The sequence below is a fragment of the Bradyrhizobium sp. genome (assembly GCF_049519115.1).
In the GTDB taxonomy this organism is placed as follows: domain Bacteria; phylum Pseudomonadota; class Alphaproteobacteria; order Rhizobiales; family Xanthobacteraceae; genus Bradyrhizobium.
The window spans coordinates 39735-58446 of sequence record NZ_JBEKRB010000039.1 but is presented as its reverse complement, the minus strand read 5'-3'; the positions used below and the strand labels follow the sequence as shown (position 1 = coordinate 58446).

The window sequence follows — 18712 nt, the reverse complement described above, 5'->3', positions numbered from 1 at the left end:
AACGAAACGCCGCCGGCGCTCGCATCAATTGGATGTTCACAACCGACAAAGCCCGCGCCAAAATGGGCCGCGCCTACCCGGTTACGGCCAAAGAGTCATAATCACTGTGGCAAGATACTAGTCCCGACGCGCTTTCTTTTTCGGCTTTTCCTCGATTTTCGCCTTGAGCTGATTGGTCGCGTCCAGAATCGACCGGTAACTCTCCGTCGCGTAGCGTGAAATGAGCTTCAACTCGGCGTCCGTATAGGCGTCGGTCTGCCTCTGCATGGCGCGCTGCAGGAGTTCGTAGAGGCCGCCGATTTCGGCAAGCCGTTCCGGCACCAGCGCAATGAAAACCTTACGCCGGTCGCTCTCATCCCGTTCCCGACGCACGAAGCCGGCTTTTTCCATCCGGTCAATGACGCCCGTAATCGCGCCCGTCGTAAGCCCCGTGAGTTCGGCCAGCCGGCCGGCCGTCATTCGGCCCTCCATGTTGATGAAATCCATACAGTCCATGTCGGAACTGGAGATGCCGGCGTGCTCGGCGACGGCTTTCGCAAACATCGCTCCCTGCGCGGACGATTTCCGCATCGCGTTTTCGAGTTCCTGCAGCAGCACGGCGCGCGCTTTCGTCCTTGACAAGGCGGCTCCATTATCTTAGTTGATATATTTCTTAGATACTAAGATAATTAGTATCCGTAATTTCGTACCTCACTGCAACCATAGGAGCAAGCCATGGTTTCCCGTTCTCCAAAAGCCCTGATCATCGGTGCCGGCATCGCCGGACCCGTGGCCGCGATCCTCCTCAAGCGCGCCGGCTTCGACGCCGAACTATTCGAGGCGTTTCCCTACTCGACCGGAATTGGCGGCGGCCTGCAGATCGCCCCGAACGGCATGCGCGTGCTGGCCGCGATCGGGCTTGCCGACGACATGATCGCCGCCGGTTCGATCTCGGAATCCTTCGATTTCTGCTCGAAATCGGGCCGCCGGATCGGCTCGATCAACCGGAATATGAAAGAGCGCTTCGGACAGCCCGCAGTGAATATGCGCCGTTCCACCCTGATGGAGGCGATCGTCAACACGGCCTGGTGCGAGAATGTCGAATTGCGATTCGAAAAGCGGCTGGCGCGCATCGAGGATCGCGCCGACCGGCCTGTCGTCGCACATTTCACCGACGGCAGCAGCGCCGAGGGCGACTTCATCATCGGCGCCGATGGCGTGCATTCAATGGTACGTCAGCATGTCCTGCCGGACGGGCCACGGCCGTTTGACACCGGATTGGTCAGCTTTGGCGGTTTTGTGCCGAGATGCCTGATCAAGGACACCGGAATCGGATCTCGGATCGAGGCCACCTTCGGGCAAAGCGGTTTCTTCGGTTACGGCTTTTGCAGTCCAGATCCGCACAGTGGAGGGATGTGGTGGAGCACGCAACCGTCTCAAGGTCTCGACGCGGTGACCTATCGTGCGATGGACCGGCAGGCGATCAAACGGCACCTGCTCGATTTCCATGCCGGCTGGCATGAACCGATCCCGCGCATCCTAAACGCCGCCGAAGACATCCTGGTCACCGATACGTTCGATGTCGCAACCCTGCCGGCGTGGTCGCGCGGCCGCACGCTTCTGATCGGCGACGCAGCGCACGCGACCAGCCCCCATGCGGGTCAGGGCGCATCGCTGGCACTCGAGGACGCCATGAGGCTCGGCTGCTTGATGCGGGAAGCCCAGGAACTTGGCCAGACCTTTCAGGCCTTCGAACAGGAACGCCGGTCACGCGTGGAACGTATCGTCGCGATCGCTCGCCGTAATGGCAACGGCAAGCGCGAATTCAGCGCGGCGGGCGCCTGGATTCGTGACCGGATGTTCAAAATGCTTATGCCAATCGCCTCGCGCGGAATGGACTTCATGTTCGCCTATGACTCGCGCAGCATCACGCCTCGACCTGAAATGTCAGGCCAGCATGATCGACGAGCCGCTTGATGAGCTTGTGCTGCATGGCCGCGCCCGGCGTCCAAATCCCTGCGGGAACGTCGGGCGTGTCCCGCAACAGGCAGATCGCGCATTCGGCAATCATCTTGGATGTCGATCCATAGCCGGGATCGCGATCGCCCTTGACCGACGCGCGAACCTGGCGGCCATCGGGAGCCACAGCAACAAAGAGCAGATCGTAATATCCGGTCTCCCGCTCTTCCTTCGAGGGCCCCTCGCCCGGCTTTGGTATGACTGCTGAAGCCAGATTGTTGTTGGCCGCCATGATGCGTTTGGCTCTCGCTTCGCCCTCCTCACCGGGGCCGGCGATCTGCATCTCGTCGTAAACGAAATCCTGTCCGTACGGAAATCCCAACAGGCCGTTCGAGCGATGGACATTGCGCGTGTTGATGTTGGCCATGAAGAAGGGCGTCAACCAGGTTTGCAAATCTTCATCGAACACCGGCCTGTTGCCTGGCGGCTGCTTCGGCCCGGTGAAACCTGGCGTCAGCGCAAAGGGATCGCGTACCAGGGCCAGCAGGCTCGGATCTTTAGCGGCGGCCTCAAATATGGCCTTGCCGCTCGCTGCCGTGCCGCCTGAGAAAGTCCCCTTCATGGCGCGAACCCGTCCCTTGACCCGCGCTACCGGTGCACCAAAGGTTTTCTTCGCCGCTTCCTGACAGGAGAACACGCCAAGTTCGAACGGCAGGGAATCGTAGCCGCAGGAGAACATGATGCGCGCGCCGCTTCGCTCTGCGCTCGCCTGTTGCGCATCGATGACCTTACGCATCCACGGAACCTCGCCGCACAGATCGAAATAGTCGGTGCCTGAAGCCGCACAAGCCGCCACCAATTCATTTCCGTACAACAGATACGGGCCTACCGTGGTCACGACCGACCTGGTCTGATCGATCATCGCCTTGAGCGAAGCCGGATTGTCGGAATCAGCCACGATCAGCGGCGTATCGGCCGCCGCCCCAATCGCATCACGAACGGAGGCGAGCTTCTCCAGGCTGCGTCCGGCCATCGCCCATTTCAACGACGCGTCGTTCTTGTAATGCGCCGCCAGATATTCGGCGACGAGCTGGCCGGTAAATCCGGTCGCGCCATAAACGACGATGTCGAATTTCGCAGATTTCATTTTCATTCCCTGGCGATAATTGAGCGACTTACTTCTTGCCGTAGGACACGCCCATCCCGGCGCGCACGTCGCTCTGGATACCATAAGGAGCGATCGGATAGCGCAAGCCATTCTTGGCCAGTTGCTTCATTCCGGCGATGGCCTTGGCGAGATCGGACGGCTTGAGCGCCATCAGCATCTCCTCGTCAGGAACGCCGCCATAGCGCCGCTCGGCAAAACATGGCAGCGAAAGCGACGGCTCGCCGGTCTTGAGCGCGCGTCCCCACGAATCCGCGCATGCGGTCTCACCGACCACGCCCCATTCGAACTTCTTGTAGCCGGTATATTGCAGCCCGTTGATCAGGATGATCATCTGGCCCGGCGTCGCATAGACCAGACAAATATCCGGCGGGTTAAGCCGGCCGCTCGCGAGTGGAGAGACTGCCATCGCCTGATACTGGCCGAACGGAACGACGTCGAGTGCTTGCTGGCGTTTGCGCGCATCCTCGGCCGTGCCGTGCCACACCCCGACATAGTTTGCGCCTTCGAGCCATTTCTCATCCTGTGGGCCGAGCCCAATTACCGCGCGGCATTGCGCGCCGACGAGATCGTCTGCCGTGATGCCCACGGTCCAGCCGAGCCGCGAGGCCATGCTGACGATCTGATCCGTGGTGTGGACCGCGGTCGGCCGCCTGATCTTCGGGATATCAGTCATTTCCTCGAGGGTTGCGAACATCTTCAGGCCGATCACCGTCGTCTTGAGGCGAAGCAGGGTGTTCAAATCGGCCGCCATGCCGGCCAGGTCGAGTGTTTCGGATGATGTCCGCTGTTGCATGGCGTTTCCTCCGGGACCGGCGCTTTTGATCGCGCGCTTCTCACCGATCCTAACCCGATTGGCCGGCGGGTGCGACCACGAGGCTAAAGCTAATTCTGGCCTGGCCCCGGCAGGAAATCGTCGGTCTTTCCGGTCAACCGGTAAGCGGTCAAGCCAATCCATTCACGCATGGCGATCTCGGTGCGCTCCAAACCATTCACGGCAACTGAGGAAAATGACAGTGCCTGGGATGGGCTCACGCGCCAATCGACGGGATAGGCCTCCACCTTAAATCCCGCCCTGCGGAACAGGCCGATTGAGCGCGGCATATGAAAGGCCGATGTCACCAACAGCCAGCGCTCGCCTTCCTTCGGATTGGCGACCGTTTTGACGAATTCCGCATTTTCGACCGTGTTGCGCGAATGCCGCTCGGCAGTCAGTCGCGCTTTGGCAACACCGAGGCTCTCGAGCATGGACAATGCGTAGTCGGCCTCTTTTGCGGAATCATCGCCAACCAAATTGGCGTTGCCGCCGGAATAGACGATGCGGGCATTGGGATATTGACGGGCAAGCTCCGCCGCCGCGACAAGCCGGTCGCCCGAGTGGCTGAGGATCGGTCTGCCATGGGCAGCCGATAGATCGGGCTCGATCCCTCCGCCCAGTACGACAATGCCATCCGGGGCGCCGCGCGCGGGGTCCCATGGTGGAAACCGCTGCTCAAGCGGCAGGATCAACAGCTTTCCGACCGGCGAAAATCCACACAGCGCCAAAAGCACAACGGAAGTGGCCAACACCCTGCGGCCGAGCACGGCGTAACGGGTAGTCAAAAGCATAGCGCCCAGCACACCGGCGCCGATCAGGAAGTTCACCGGTAACAACATCGTGCCCAGCGTTTTCGACAACAAAAAAAACACGAGGGACCCCTTGGATTGTCTGATACAGCGTCATACGCGACCTCCTTTAAGCCTATAAGCCCCGTCATGAAGCATCATCACCTGCACGCCAGCCCCGAAACCTGCCACTGGGGCTTCTTCGAAGCCAAACTGCGTCCGGTCCTTACCATCGAAAGTGGCGATGAGATCACCATCGACACCGTCAGCGGCGGGCCCGACGTGGTGCCGGATCGCAGCCGTTTTCACGTTCCCCCGGAATTGGACGACATTCATGCCAAAAGCGAACGGATGGTGCCAGGTCACATCCTGACCGGGCCGGTTGCGGTTGCGGGCGCCGAAGTCGGTGACGTGCTCGAAGTCGAGATCCTCGATATCCAGTTGCGTCAGGACTGGGGCTACAATCTCATCCGGCCACTGGCGGGCACGTTGCCGGACGATTTTCCCGAGCCCCGGCTGATGAATATTCCGCTGGACAAAACGCGGATGGTGGGCCGGATGCCGTGGGGGCTTGACCTGCCGCTGGCGCCGTTCTTCGGCGTCATGGGCGTGGCGCCGCCGCCAGCCTGGGGCCGCATCACCTCACTGGTCCCGCGCACGATGGGTGGCAATCTCGACAATAAGGAACTGACGCCGGGCGCCAGGCTCCATTTACCGGTGTTTGTGCCGGGCGCCCTGTTTTCTTGCGGCGACGGCCATGGCGTTCAGGGCGACGGCGAAGTCTGCGTCACCGCCATCGAAACGGCTTTGCAGGGACGCTTCAAATTGACCCTGCGAAAGGATTTGCGGCTCGGTTATCCGCGCGCGGAAACGCCGACGCATTATATGACGATGGCCATGGATCCCGATCTCGACCAATGTGTCGTCAAGGCGTTGCGTGACATGATCGTGCTGCTGGGTGAAAAACGAAACCTGTCGCGTGAAGATGCCTATACGTTGTGCAGCCTGGCGGCCGATCTTCGGGTCACACAGACGGTCAACGGCTCCAAAGGCATCCACTGCATGATCGCCAAGGCAATTGTTCACGGGTGAACGCTCGCGCAAGTGCCCTTGGACATCGCGCTTAAGCCATTGGATTCAGCGCCCCGACCGCGTACCTTCCGGCACGTCGGGACCACGACCACAGGAGATTGGCTAAGGATGGAAAGACGCCTGGCCGCCATCGTTTGCGCTGATGTCGCCGGCTACTCCCGCATGATGGGCGCCGACGAGGAAGGCACGCATGCGACTTTCAAGGCCCACCGCAGCGCGATCTATCCCGTTATCCTCAATCACGGCGGCCGCCTGGTGAAGAATACCGGCGACGGGTTCCTGCTGGAATATCCAAGCGTCGTTGGCGCGCTCCAGTCGTCCATCGACATCCAGATGCTGATGGCCGAGCGTAACAGCCAGTTGCCTTCGGACCGGCTCATGCAGTTTCGTCTCGGCGTTCACATGGGCGATGTGATGGCTGACGAGGACGAGGTTTTCGGCGACGGCGTCAACATCGCCGTTCGCCTGGAATCCGTCGCCACTCCCGGCGGGGTCGCCGTTTCTGGAAAGGCCTACCAGGAGGCGAGCAAACATATCCACGTTCCCCTGATCGATGCCGGCACCCGCCGCTTCAAGAATATCGAGGATGCGATCAGCGTATGGACCTGGGATCCGTGCGGGTTGGAACCCAACGACCCCGAGCCTCACAACAGGTCGAATCTTCCGGCTCAGTATCGAACCGCTATCATAGGCGTGCTTCCCTTCGTCAATCTCAGCGACCGTGCGGAGGAGTATTTTTCCGACGGTCTTACCGAAGACCTGATTCACGCTTTGTCGCTGCAATCTTTCTTCCGGGTTCTCAGCCGAAACGCGACCTTCTCGTTCAAAGGCAAAGATCTCAGTACCCGCCTCATCGCGCGCGAAATCGACGCGACCTATCTGATCCAGGGTTCAGTGCGGCGCGCCGGCAACAAGATCCGCGTGACGGCGCAACTGATCGCTCCCGAGAGCGGGGAACAATTGTGGGCTGGCCGATATGACAGCGATATCGGCGACCTGTTTGCGATGCAGGATGAACTCACCACGAATCTGTCGGCTGCGATCGCACCGGAAATTTTCCGCGCCGAGGCTTCAGCACCGGCCCGGCCGTCAGCCGACCCGACCGCATGGGACCGGTTCCTGAAAGGCCTCTCCCGTTATTACAGGCACACGAAGACCGACTTCGAAGCCTCGATCGATTTGTTCAGGCAGGCCATCGTTCTCGATCCTTCGCTTTCGATTGCACGCGCCTATCTCGCGACGATCATGGTGCAGGGCATCCAATACGGGTGGATCCAGAGCACCAGGGAATTGTGGACCGAGGCGATGAGCCTCGCGGAAAGCAGCGTTCAACTCGATCCCCGCTCCTCCTTTGCGTTTGGCCTCTTGTCTTACATGCACGCCATGGAAGGAAGTCACGACGCCGCGATGGAAGCGGCGAAGCGAGCGGTCAGCCTCAATCCGTACGACATGGGCGCGCGGGGAATTCTCGGACTATGTCACTTTGCCATCGGCGAGCATGAACAGGCCATCGAACTGTTCTCCACGGCCGTGCAGCGCGGCAACAGCGACCCCCGGTATAAGTGGACGGCGTTGCTCGCCTTCACCCACTATATGCTTAGACAATATGACGCCGCCCTGTCCTGGACGCGCGAAGCGATGTACCTCAATCCCAATCACCTCCAGGTGCTCTCGGTCAGGGCGGCGACGCTGGCGCAAATGGGACAGGCTGAGGAGGCTGCAAAGGCAACGCAAGTTCTTTTGAATTGCTTTCCCTCTGTGACCGTCGAACGGCACTTAAGGAATTTCCGCTGGAAAAACCCTGCCGATATTGCCCACTATCGTGAGGGGCTTCTGAAAGCGGGCGTCCCGGCCAGTTAATTCAGCCGATCGTCCTGCCCCGAAAACGCCTCGACAAAATCAGACAAGCCGTCGATGACGCGCGCGGACAAGCGAAAAATTGCGCAGTGCAATTTGCCTGCGTAGAGTTGACACTGAATCGGATTATGCTGAAGCTCGACCACACCCAGAGGTAGAGCGATGCCGGTTGAAGCTTCTATTCTCATTCCTCTCCAATCCGAAACCGCCCGTTTTGACACTGCCGCATTTTGAGGATTGATGGTCATGTCAGACCCGAACGCTCCCGGCCCCAATCAACCAATTCCCGCTTCGCCCGACAACCCCTGCCCCTTCCTGCGCGGCCTGGTCGCGGGTGGGTATGTCGGCGGGCATATCGTGCCGCTGCCGAAGCTGACAGGAAAAATCGAAGCCGCAAGCGGCACAGAAGGTCTGAAGAAAAAATTCGTCGGAATGGAAACCTTTGGGGTCGCGCTGATCGCCAACGGGCTCAGTCCGTGGCGCCTGCTCAGGAGTTGGTGGTCAGGTGCCGTTCTTGACGCGTTGCGCAATGGCCCCCTGGACAAGCGTGGCGCCGGCTCGCGAATCCTCAATGTCGACGGCGAGGTCGACGAATCCGAGATCACGCGCCTGGCCGAATTTGGTTCGGACTATCCGAATCCTGACGGCGGCACCGAACGCGGGCTGAACTCGCAGCAGATCACGACCTACATGAACGCCAATTTCGAACGCGCCAAGGGGCATCGGCGCGCGATCGACCGCTTGCTGATGAACGGCGAATGGCCGGTGCTGCTCAATATCCAGGGCAAGGGCGAAGGCAATGATCGTTACCTCAGCGTCGCGGAAGTCAGGACGCTGTTCGTGGAGCGGAAATTTCCTGCACGCATCGTGGCGAGACTGGCGCAGCCTGCCCCGGCGCCGGGCTCTGTTTTCAGATTAGCCAAGGCAGCCGTCGGCGTGGTTGCGGCCCTGATTTTGTTGCTCGGGCTCGCAATCACACAATTTCCGGATCTGCTTCGAGGATTCTTGGCGAGCTTGCCTGGCGAGGCGGCGCAGCTGGCGCAGTTGCTGCCTCCGCCGCTGCCGGACACGCCGGCCGTCAAGTCGGCGCGCTGGCTCGATCAGAACTGGTCCACGGAGGACCGGCACTGGTTTCATCATGTGAGCCAGGGCACCAAGACTTTTCCGGTTCCTTACGCCTGGTTCGTGGCGCTGGAGCAGCCGAGAATATATCTATTTTCCCGACCGGGTCTGCTCAGCGACAGCGCCTATCTCGAGCGCTTCGGCTTCATTCCAAGTCCAAAGACTATCCACGCCGACAAGGCCACGCTGCTCAGCTATGGCTATACGGAATCCGCCGATGCACCGGCGTCAACGCCATCGCTTTCAGACAAGTGGCCGGTCGAGAATTTCGACGGTCTGCCCGTCGGCTTTGCGCGCCTGAGCGGCGCGACCGATCCCGCGACCAGCGCGCCCTTGCCCGATATGATCGGCCTGACCTGTGCGGCCTGCCACGTCGGCAGCATTTATTATAGGGGGACCAGCATCCGCTATGACGGCGGCCCGGCCATGGTGAACCTTTTGAAGCTCGAGCAGGCGACCGGTCTCTCCATCGCGTATACGCTTATTTTCCCCACCCGCTTCAACCGCTTTGCCGCGCGCGTGCTCGGACCCAACGCAACTGCTGCCCAACGCGCAGAATTGGAGAAAGGTTTGTCGGACGCGGCAGCGTTCGTGAAGGCACAGGCAACCACGCTGGGAAATCTTTACAGCCGCGTGCATGGGCAGGACACCGAAGAAGGTTACGGCCGGCTCGATGCGCTGAACCGGATCGGCAATCAGGTGTTCTACACCGATATGACCCTGAGCGGGTTCACGGTGTCTGACAAGAACATGCACCTGCGCGATGCGCCGGTCAGCTTCCCGCCGATCTGGACCGTGCCGTGGTTCTGGTGGGCGCAGTACGACGCCTCGATCTCGCAACCGATGATCCGCAATGCCGGCGAGGCGCTCGGCGTCGCCGCGCTGATCAACCTCTCGCCCGACACTGCGCCTGACGCGCTATTCCGTTCCTCCGTCGACATTGAAAATCTGGCGGGCATCGAGGCGATGCTTCGCGGTGACGATCCGTTTAAGCAAAATCCGCCGGAATTCACCGGCCTCAAGTCGCCGAAATGGCCTGCGGATATTTTCCAGGACGATCCTGCCTGGAAGATCGATCGCGAGCGCGTCACCAAGGGCCGCGCGATCTACGCCGAGATCTGTGCGGAGTGCCACCTCGGGCCGGTCAACGACCACGCGTTCGACACGCAGTTTCCGGACAAGAGCTTTTGGACCTCGCCTCAGTTGCAAAAGGACGGCGACGGCCCCGTACTGGATGAGGTCCAGAAGGGCGTGGGCGGAATGGGCACCGACCCGGGCCAAGCCCATGTCCTGATGTTGCGTACGGTCGAGGTGCCCGGTTTTCTGGATCTCGAACCGGACCGCTACCTTGCGAAGCGTTGGGGATGCGGCGGCGTACCGGCCTCCACCACCACCGAGATGTCATTTGCGATCGCTCTGATGATCATGGTCGAAAAGGCCAGCGACAAATGGATGGAAGACCACCACCTGACGGATGAGCAAAAACAGGCGCTCTGGCGCTCTCGAAAAAATTGCCCCAATCCCGGCGACGCCAAGCAAACCCACTACCGCGCGCGTCCGTTAAACGGCGCTTGGGCCACCGCTCCCTATCTTCACAACGGCTCGGTGCCTTCGCTCTACTGGATGCTCAAACCCGCCGCCGAGCGGCCGCAACAATTCTGCATGGGCACGCGCGATTTTGATCCGCACCAAGTCGGCTTCCACGTCGAACCGGGGGAAAAGGCGGCATGCCGCCACGGCGAGACGCTGTTCGCTACGGTCGATTCAAAGGGAGCGGCGATTCCCGGCAACAGTAACCTCGGCCACTCGCTTGAGGGAACGCCGGGGCCCGGCAAACCTGGCGTGATCGGCCGCCTGCTGACCGACGACGAACGTTACGACCTGATCGAATATTTGAAGACGCTGTAGTCGGCTCAACGAATCAAACGGCGACCGAAGCTTTCGCCTCGGTCGCCCGAACATTGAAACCGGTTAGTTGGTGCTGCTGCCGGTGCTGGCTTTGGTCCGCTTGGTCGGCGTGGGCGTGCTGCTTGTGGACCCCTCGGTTGCGCGGGCACCGCCCCACGGGTCAGCTGGAGGTTTGTCCGGAATATTGCCGAGCGAATTTTTGTAGGCCCGATCCTGATTTTTTTCAGCCTCGATTTGCGACGGCGACTTTGGCGGGTCCGAAGGCGGCGGCGGTTGCGCCTTTTGCGCCAGAACGGGCCCGGTGAGCAATAAGGACAATAAGGCCACGGCTCGAAGAACTCTCATTCGTAGAAGCTCCCTTTTGATTCCCTACATATCACTGCGCCCGAAGCGCCGCCAACAAACGCTTGGTCAAACTCTCTGGCAAATTTTGGATCGGACGCCGCGCCAATCGCCGCACCGGATGCCCCGTAGACCTGTTCCAGCTTTGGCTCCGCCATTGACGAAGCGGCCTCAGCAAGAAGGATTCGGCAGAGGTACACCGGTACTATTGTACGCAATCGGTGGGACGATGATCAAATTTTAAACATGTTTCTATACCGTTAGGCGAACTTTAAGGAGCATTTATATGACGATCAGATTTGGAATGCCCTTCAGGCTGAGGCGCTTGAACCTCGGCCCGAAAGCGGCCCTGAGCGCGACGTTATTGATCGCGATCAATGCGGCACTGCTGGTTGGAGCGGGCTACTGGTCGCTTACGCGCGACTTTAACGGCCGCGCCGTGCGCGATATCGATCTCAGCCTTCGCACCCTCGCGCTGGCATTTGGCGAAGCCTATCCGGACGCCAAGATCAGCATTCGCGACGGGGTTGTCGAACGCGTCGAAGTGCCGCGCATGCCGGAATTCACCGACCATCGGATTGTCGATCGGGCAACCTCTTACGTCGGCGGCAACGCCACGCTGTTCGTCTATGACGACGCGGCAAACCAGTTCTTCCGCCGGACGACGAACGTCAAGAAAGAAAATGGCGATCGGGCAGTCGGAACGCAGCTCGCGGCAGACCATCCAGGACAAGCCATCCTTCGTCGCGGTGAAGTCTATAAAGGCCCGGTAGTCCTGTTCGGCCGCCGCTTCTACACGGCGTATCAACCGGTTTTCGATCCTGCCGGCAAGGTCGTCGGCATCATTTATGTCGGCACCGCGATGGCCGAACTCGACGGCATGCTGTGGCAGGCGATGGATGCCATGGCTATCGCGGCCGGCATCGCCGCCCTGCTCGCCCTCGTCGCGACCGCGTTTTTGGTCCGCCGCGTCACCAAGCCGCTCAAAGCCGTCGCCGAAACCCTCACCGTGCTGGCCGAAGGCAGGACCGACGTCGAAGTGCAATACGCCGACCGCCACGACGAGATCGGCGTAATCGCGCGAACCATCGACATCTTCAAGAACAACCGGATCGAGCGTCGCCAGCTCGAGGCCGAGCGCGCCAACGCCGAAAAATCGGCCAGTGAACGGCGCAAGGCAGAACTCAATCAATTCGTCGAGGATTTCCGCACCAAGATCAGCGGAATTATCGAGCAGGTCATGAGCTCGTCCGGCCGCTTCGAGAAAGATGCCCAACAGCTCTCGTTGACCGCGCACGCCACCGCAGAAATGTCGGGCCAATCGGCCGGCACTTCCAGGCAGGCCTCCGAACACGTTCGAAGTGCGGCAAAGGCGTCAAACGAACTGTCGCAATCGATCGTCGAAATCAGCCGGCGCGTCCAGGATTCCAACAACGTCGCAGCCGAAGCGGTCAAGCAGGCCACGGCCACCGACGAGCGCATGGCCGAACTTTCCGCCGCGGGCGACCGGATCGGGGACGTAGTCAAGCTGATCACCTCGATTGCGGAGCAGACCAACCTGCTTGCCCTCAACGCGACGATCGAAGCCGCGCGCGCTGGCGATGCCGGCCGGGGTTTCGCGGTGGTCGCCCAGGAGGTCAAAACTCTCGCGGGTCAGACCGCGAAGGCCACCGACGAGATCTCCTCGCATATCGTCAACATGCAGCGGGCCACGGGAGAGTCGGTCGACGCCATCAAGGCAATCGGACTGACGATCGAGCGCATCAGCGAAATCACCGGCGCGATTTCCTCGGCTGTCGAGCACCAGGGTGAGGCAACCAAAAACATCGCCCACGGCGTCGAGGCGGCTGCCAGCGGCACGGTCGATGTCGCCGAAAATATCGAACGCGTCGCCCAGGGGGCGAGCGAGACCGAGACGACTTCGAGCCAGATGCTGCAATCGGCCAAGGGGCTTTCGGAGGTGAGCGTTCACCTCCGCGATGAAGTCGAAAAATTCCTCGACAGCGTTCGCGCGGCTTGACGTCGGACTGCGCTAGCGGTCCGATTCTAACATTCGCATCCCGTCTCAGTGGCTACTTTTGCGAATGTTAGAATCAAAGGACCACTACCAAATATGGATTTTTAGTGGTGTTTAGGATTTGACATTCGCTTGGCGAACCCGCGGCCAGATGGGTAGCGAATGTCAAATCTACTCCACTAGGGAAAGCGCGCTCATCACGTCGGCAACAAGTGCACCGGATCAGCGAAACGTGCTAGGCTAGCGCCTGGTGCGCGATCTCTACCGGCGCGGGACGGAATATTGCCGCATGCGAAAGATCGGGTTCAAAGCCGTCGGAGCACGCCTGACGCTCAGGCGTCATTCGAGACGGCATGTCAACTGGACGCTTTCGATCGCGGTTTTCTCGACGCTCGTCACCATCGGCCTCGTTGCGCTCTATCTGATGCAGGAAACGCCAGAGTTCCCTTGAAGCACCAGCGCGGCCACTCGGTCAGTTCGCGCTTCTCGATACCGTTGCGGCCGCATCGGCCGGGTATTTCCTGGTAGATGCCGGCTTTGACCGTTCGACAGACACTCGGGATGCATCGCCGTGCCCCTCGGCGGCGTCGTTCATCGCCGCGGCCATTTCGTCAAGAACCGTCTTGTATTCTCCTATCGCCTCAGCGGGCGGCGTTTCGGCCTTCTCGACAGCAGCCTCCCGCGACGGCGCCGCGGCAATCGCGTCCGGATCGAAACGCGCTCGCTCCAGTTTGCTGCCGACAAACCACGCGCACAATATGCCCGTGATCTTGTCGTCGTCGAAGATATCGGTGTTGACCGTATCGACCGTCATGACCGGGCCGCCGGATTTCAAGATGACAAGGTCGCCCGGCTTTAAAACGGTCATCTTCGAAAGCCCACCGTAAGCGCGAAAAAAGAATCGTGTTGCGCCTTTGCAACGAAGATATCAAATCGCCGGACCGTCATCACCGCCGCATCTGATCGCAATGAACACGCTTGCGGCATCACGCACGCGCCTTAAACCGATGCAGGCAGCGTGATCACAAAGCAACACGCATAACTGCAAATAAACAGTCGCCCACGCGTCTCATATTTTTAACATACACTATCACCATCGACTGATTCGCGGCACGAACATTGCTTTAAACGAACTGGCTGAAAAAACTCAGGAGTGCGGCATGCGACGCCTCGTCCTTTGTACAGCGTTCGGTTTTCTGATTGGCGTAGCGAATGCCCGTGATCTCGGGCAGTGGGAAGCAACAGACCCGGAGGTCCGGCAATGGTACCAAGCATTGATGCAGCCGGATAATCCCGCTGTGTCATGTTGTGGCGAAGCGGATGCTTATTGGGCGGATTCGTTCGAAGTCGATGGTGACAAATATGTCGCGATCATCACGGACACCCGACCCGACATACCGTTGCGTCGCAAGCACATCGATGTCGGAACCAAGATCGTCGTGCCGAACCACAAATTGAAATACGACCAGTCCAATCCGACCGGTCACGGCATCATCTTTTTGAGCAGAGGTGATTACGTTTATTGCTACGTGGCGCCCGGCGGCGTTTGAGTCATGCTGTCGGCCGGAACTTGATCGCGCGAATAGACGGCTGAGTCTCATCGATGTCCGGCGGTCCAGAGGATTCCCGCCAGGAGTAATTTCTGTCGCGACACCGACGCGATACCCGTTGTGCTTGCGGCCTGCAACCCATGGAACCATTGACCGATGACCGAGTTGTCAAGCCGAACAGTCCCCCAAGAATGTTCACCCGATAGAAAGGCCCCGTCCCCCACGGGGCTTTTCTTTTTGCGTACTGATCGTGCATAAGGCTCCATGGCAAAAACAAAAGTAACCTTTCGCCCAAAGCGCAACGCCGAAGATGATTGGAAAATCATCGCGGAATACCCTGGCCTGGAACCAAGAGAAATCACCGGTTTCACGAGCAAGGCCGAGATCGATGAGTGGATGAACGGGGAACGCAAGATCGCGTGGCTTCGCTCTCAGGGTTACGCCAAGTAGCAATTTCGTAGCGACTTCCAGTTCTCGTCGGCCCAATTCTCGTCGGTAAAGGCTGCCGCCCTCACCAGGGGAAACCATGGTGCCGATACTTCCGGCAGGAATTCCCGCGCCGCCAAGATCATCGATTTAAGGTGATAAATGGTCGGAGCGAGAGGATTTGAACCTCCGACCCCTAGTCTCCCAGACTAGTGCGCTAACCGGGCTGCGCCACGCTCCGATGCCGTTCCCTTAGCTTCGATCAGGCTGGCGCGCAAGGCGGACAACCCGCCTCATGGGCCATTTGCCAAGGGACCGGCAGCAAGAGATCAGCCTCCAATAGATCAGCATCCTAGGCCGATCGCCTCGGATCTGGCCTCAATTGCCTTCAGCCGTCCTTGAGCGCGGCGTCGAGCATCCGGCGGCACGCGATCAGGTCGTCAAGCACCCCTCTCAGGCGCGCCAGATCGACCACGGGCGAAAGATCGGCGACCCCCGGAATCTCATCCTCGTCGAAACTTTCGACATCTGCGCGGCGGCTGCGCTCGGCAAGCCGAGGAACCCCGCTTTCCCCGGCGCTGTCGTAGTCGTCGTCATCGAGGTCGATCGGCGGGATCCCGTCGTCATCCTGCTCCAGGATGCTCTGGCCCACGACCTCCTCGATCGCACCGAAGGAGGCAACCGCAGATGCATCTGCGAGCCGCTGCACCGAAGCGATGCCGTGCTCCTTCAGGATGCGCTGCACACCGCGGATGGTATAGCCTTCGCCGTAGAGCAGACGGCGGATGCCCCGCAGCAGATCGACATCGTCGGGCCGATAGTATCGGCGTCCGCCGCTTCGCTTCATCGGCTTGATCTGGGAGAATCGTGTTTCCCAGAACCGCAACACGTGTTGCGGAATGTCGAGATCGTCGGCGACCTCGCTGATGGTTCGGAAGGCATCCGGCGCCTTGTCCAAATGCTCGCTCCTCTATCCCTCGCGCTGGCTGAACAACCGCGGCTCTACGCTGGCTTGGCGCCGTTGTTCCCGCCGCCGTGACCGTTGATGCGCTGCTTGAGAATCGCCGACGGCTTGAACACCATGACACGGCGCGGCGAGATCGGCACCTCGGTTCCGGTCTTCGGATTGCGTCCGATCCGCTGGCCCTTCTTGCGCACCATGAACGAGCCAAAGGACGAAAGCTTCACCGTCTCGCCCTTCTCGAGGCAATCGGTAATCTCTTTCAATACCAATTCGACAAACGCGGATGATTCCGTTCGCGACAGTCCTACCTTCTGGTAGACGGCCTCGCACAGATCAACCCGCGTGACAGTTTTTCCGGTTCCGGTCATCGCCTGCCCCACTCTCGGCGAACAAGATATTCGCTACTGAAATTATGAGCTTAAATGCGGACGGTCAACAGCCGTCCTGCTCCGATAACATGAAAGAAAAGCGCAAAACGTCGGGATTAATTTACCCGTCGATTACCAACGTATCAACACCGATCCCCAGGTAAACCCGCCTCCCATGGCCTCCAGCAGGACCATATCGCCTTGCTTGATGCGGCCATCGGCAACCGCGACCGCCAGCGCCAGCGGGATCGACGCCGCCGACGTATTGCCGTGGCGGTCGACCGTGAGCACCACCTTCTGCGGTGCAATGTGCAATTTGTGCGCCGAGGCATCGATGATTCGCTTGTTGGCCTGATGGGGGACGAACCAGTCGATGTCATCGGCGGTCATGCCGGTCGCCTCAAAAGCATCGACGATCACGTCGGTGATCATGCCGACTGCGTGCTTGAAGACCTCGCGCCCTTCCATCCGGAGATAACCCACGGTCTGGGTCGAGGACGGACCGCCATCGACATATAATTTCGACTTGTGCCGGCCATCCGACCGCAGATGGGTCGTCAGGATGCCGCGGTCGGAGGACAGGCCCGGCTTGGGCTGGGCGTCCAGCACCACCGCGCCGGCGCCGTCGCCGAACAGCACGCAGGTGCCGCGATCGTTCCAGTCCAGAATACGCGAAAACGTCTCCGCACCGATCACGAGCGCCCGTTTGAACGCCCCGCTGCGCAGGAAATTATCGGCCGTGGCGAGCGCGAAGACGAACCCCGAACACACCGCCTGCAGATCGAAGGCTGCGCCGTGGTGGATGCCGAGCCCGTTCTGAACCGCAACCGCCGTCGCCGGGAAGGTGTTGTCGGGCGTCGAGGTCGCCAGCACGATCAGGTCGATCGATTGCGCATCGATGCCGGCATGGTCCAGCGCCGCCCGCGCGGCATTGATCGCCAGATGCGAGGTGAACTCGCCATCCGCGGCAATATGGCGTTGGCGGATCCCGGTGCGTTGCACGATCCATTCGTCGGAGGTCTCGATCTGTGTTGCCAATTCGGCATTGGTCAAAATCCGCCGCGGCAGATAAGAGCCGCAGCCGAGCACGACCGAGCGTATTGCAGTCACCAGGTAGCCTCCTGGGTGGCAGGCCCTTGGGCTAGCACGCGCCACCGTTGCGTTTAAGCATTTGATTGATCTTGTTGAGGAGATCGTACCGGGCCATCTCATAGCCAACATCGACGGCATAGGCAAAGCCATCGGCGTCGGTTCCGCCGTGGCTTTTGACCACCACGCCGTTCAGGCCGAGCAGGACGCCGCCATTGGACTTATTCGGGTCGAGCTTGTCACGCAGCGCCTTGAACGCAGGGCGCGCCAATAAGTAGCCGATCCTGGAAAGAAAGCGGCGCGACAGCGCCTCACGCAGAAACTCGCTGATCTGGCGCGCTGTGCCCTCGGCGGCCTTCAGGGCGATGTTGCCGCTGAAACCTTCTGCCACAATCACGTCCGCTGCACCGCGTCCGATGCCGTCGCCTTCGACAAACCCGACATATTCAAGCTGAGGCAGGTTCATTTCGCGCAGCAGTTCCGCGGCCTCGCGGATTTCCTCGCGGCCCTTGATCTCCTCGACCCCGATATTGAGCAGGCCAACCGTTGGCCTTGTCAGGTCGAACAAGACGCTCGCCATGGCGCTGCCGAGCAGCGCCAGCGTCACCAGGTGCTGCGCGTCGCCACCGATTGTGGCGCCGAGGTCGAGCACGACGGAATCGCCGCGCACCGTTGGCCATACCGCCGCGATCGCCGGGCTGTCGACGCCGGGGAGCGTCCGCAGGCAGAACCGTGCCATGGCCATCAGCGCGCCGGTATTGCCGGCCGATACCGCGACATCCGCCTCACCTTTTTTCACGGCTTCGATCGCAAGCCACATCGACGAGGTCTTGCGGCCGCGCCGCAAAGCCTGGCTTGGCTTGTCATGCATACTGACGGCGACGTCGGTATGGATGACCGACGAGACCGCCTTCAATGCGGGGTACTTCGCCAGTTGCGCATCGATTGCTCCGCGCTCTCCGAACAGGAGAAACTCGGCGTCGGGGTGTCGGGTCGATGAAACCGCGGCGCCGGGAATAACGACTGACGGCCCGACGTCACCCCCCATGGCGTCAAGCGCTATTCGAACCTTTTGAGGCATGAACGTCCCGGAAACCTGACCTCTTTTCGGACTAGAGCTCCGATTCCGAAGTTTGCATGATATCGCAGCAACCTCTGATGCGAACTTCGGAATTGAAGGAGCTCTAGCAACTCATTGAGTCTAGTGCGGCCCTGAATTTGGAGTTCCTATAACGAACTTGCCGCAACACCGATAGGAACTCCGAATTC

General features: G+C 60.3%; 17 protein-coding genes, 1 tRNA gene and 1 pseudogene. 8 read left to right on the top strand and 11 right to left on the bottom strand.

Features of this window, described 5'->3' with window-relative positions; genetic code table 11:
* Positions 1-117 precede the first annotated feature (117 nt).
* The gene (locus ABSE61_RS25715; protein WP_423873956.1) at positions 118-621 is read right to left on the bottom strand and encodes a MarR family winged helix-turn-helix transcriptional regulator; all 504 of its coding nucleotides are present in this window, start codon (positions 619-621) and stop codon (positions 118-120) included.
* Positions 622-714: 93 nt separating this feature from the next.
* Here ABSE61_RS25715 and ABSE61_RS25710 point away from each other — a divergent pair, with 93 nt between their 5' ends.
* Entirely contained in the window at positions 715-1956 is a 1242-nt protein-coding gene (locus tag ABSE61_RS25710) for an FAD-dependent monooxygenase (RefSeq protein WP_423873955.1), read from the top strand.
* Here ABSE61_RS25710 and ABSE61_RS25705 read toward each other — a convergent pair.
* From ABSE61_RS25705 to ABSE61_RS25695, 3 genes are all read right to left on the bottom strand, one after another.
* Positions 1907-3085, bottom strand: a complete 1179-nt coding sequence (locus ABSE61_RS25705) for a saccharopine dehydrogenase family protein (RefSeq protein ID WP_423873954.1) — start codon at positions 3083-3085, stop codon at positions 1907-1909. The genes ABSE61_RS25710 and ABSE61_RS25705 overlap by 50 nt on opposite strands.
* A 28-nt stretch (positions 3086-3113) precedes the next feature.
* Positions 3114-3899 carry a DUF169 domain-containing protein gene (locus ABSE61_RS25700; protein WP_423873953.1) on the bottom strand — a complete coding sequence of 262 codons (786 nt, stop codon included), beginning with the start codon at positions 3897-3899 and terminating at the stop codon, positions 3114-3116.
* 89 nt (positions 3900-3988) lie between these two features.
* Positions 3989-4792: a YdcF family protein gene (locus ABSE61_RS25695; protein ID WP_423873952.1), complete on the bottom strand. Its 804-nt coding sequence runs from the start codon at positions 4790-4792 to the stop codon at positions 3989-3991.
* 66 nt (positions 4793-4858) lie between these two features.
* Between ABSE61_RS25695 and ABSE61_RS25690 the strand changes: the two genes are divergently transcribed.
* Positions 4859-5800, top strand: a complete 942-nt coding sequence (locus tag ABSE61_RS25690; protein ID WP_423873951.1) for an acetamidase/formamidase family protein — start codon at positions 4859-4861, stop codon at positions 5798-5800.
* Positions 5801-5908: 108 nt separating this feature from the next.
* A complete protein-coding gene (locus tag ABSE61_RS25685) occupies positions 5909-7660 on the top strand; it encodes an adenylate/guanylate cyclase domain-containing protein (protein ID WP_423873950.1) in 1752 nt (583 codons plus the stop codon).
* On the opposite strand, the gene ABSE61_RS25680 is transcribed toward ABSE61_RS25685, so the two are convergent.
* Entirely contained in the window at positions 7657-7905 is a 249-nt protein-coding gene (locus ABSE61_RS25680; RefSeq protein WP_423873949.1) for a hypothetical protein, read from the bottom strand. The two genes, ABSE61_RS25685 and ABSE61_RS25680, sit on opposite strands and share 4 nt — an antisense overlap.
* Between ABSE61_RS25680 and ABSE61_RS25675 the strand changes: the two genes are divergently transcribed.
* From ABSE61_RS25675 to ABSE61_RS25665, 3 genes are all read left to right on the top strand, one after another.
* The gene (locus tag ABSE61_RS25675; RefSeq protein ID WP_423873948.1) at positions 7904-10687 is read left to right on the top strand and encodes a di-heme-cytochrome C peroxidase; all 2784 of its coding nucleotides are present in this window, start codon (positions 7904-7906) and stop codon (positions 10685-10687) included. The genes ABSE61_RS25680 and ABSE61_RS25675 overlap by 2 nt on opposite strands.
* Positions 10688-11315: 628 nt before the next feature.
* Complete coding sequence (locus tag ABSE61_RS25670) at positions 11316-13049, top strand: methyl-accepting chemotaxis protein (RefSeq protein WP_423873947.1); 1734 nt, start codon at positions 11316-11318, stop codon at positions 13047-13049.
* A 286-nt stretch (positions 13050-13335) separates the two neighbouring features.
* Entirely contained in the window at positions 13336-13497 is a 162-nt protein-coding gene (locus ABSE61_RS25665) for a hypothetical protein (protein WP_423873946.1), read from the top strand.
* 21 nt (positions 13498-13518) lie between these two features.
* On the opposite strand, the gene ABSE61_RS25660 is transcribed toward ABSE61_RS25665, so the two are convergent.
* Positions 13519-13914: a YodC family protein gene (locus ABSE61_RS25660; RefSeq protein ID WP_423873945.1), complete on the bottom strand. Its 396-nt coding sequence runs from the start codon at positions 13912-13914 to the stop codon at positions 13519-13521.
* 292 nt (positions 13915-14206) lie between these two features.
* On the opposite strand from ABSE61_RS25660, the gene ABSE61_RS25655 reads away from it, so the two are divergent.
* Positions 14207-14596, top strand: coding sequence for a hypothetical protein (locus ABSE61_RS25655; protein WP_423873944.1), 390 nt, complete (start codon positions 14207-14209; stop codon positions 14594-14596).
* A 264-nt stretch (positions 14597-14860) separates the two neighbouring features.
* The gene (locus ABSE61_RS25650) at positions 14861-15046 is read left to right on the top strand and encodes a hypothetical protein (protein WP_423873943.1); all 186 of its coding nucleotides are present in this window, start codon (positions 14861-14863) and stop codon (positions 15044-15046) included.
* 139 nt (positions 15047-15185) lie between these two features.
* On the opposite strand, the gene ABSE61_RS25645 is transcribed toward ABSE61_RS25650, so the two are convergent.
* The 5 genes and pseudogenes from ABSE61_RS25645 to plsX form a co-directional block, all read right to left on the bottom strand.
* A tRNA-Pro gene (locus tag ABSE61_RS25645) sits at positions 15186-15263 on the bottom strand.
* A gap of 147 nt (positions 15264-15410) precedes the next feature.
* Positions 15411-15980, bottom strand: coding sequence for a MerR family transcriptional regulator (locus ABSE61_RS25640; protein WP_423873942.1), 570 nt, complete (start codon positions 15978-15980; stop codon positions 15411-15413).
* A gap of 44 nt (positions 15981-16024) precedes the next feature.
* Complete coding sequence (locus ABSE61_RS25635) at positions 16025-16354, bottom strand: integration host factor subunit alpha (protein ID WP_423873941.1); 330 nt, start codon at positions 16352-16354, stop codon at positions 16025-16027.
* A gap of 132 nt (positions 16355-16486) precedes the next feature.
* Positions 16487-17464 carry a beta-ketoacyl-ACP synthase III gene (locus tag ABSE61_RS25630; protein WP_423873940.1) on the bottom strand — a complete coding sequence of 326 codons (978 nt, stop codon included), beginning with the start codon at positions 17462-17464 and terminating at the stop codon, positions 16487-16489.
* A pseudogene (gene plsX, locus ABSE61_RS25625) lies at positions 17461-18524 on the bottom strand (phosphate acyltransferase PlsX). Before plsX ends, ABSE61_RS25630 begins: the two are co-directional and overlap by 4 nt.
* Positions 18525-18712 lie beyond the last annotated feature (188 nt).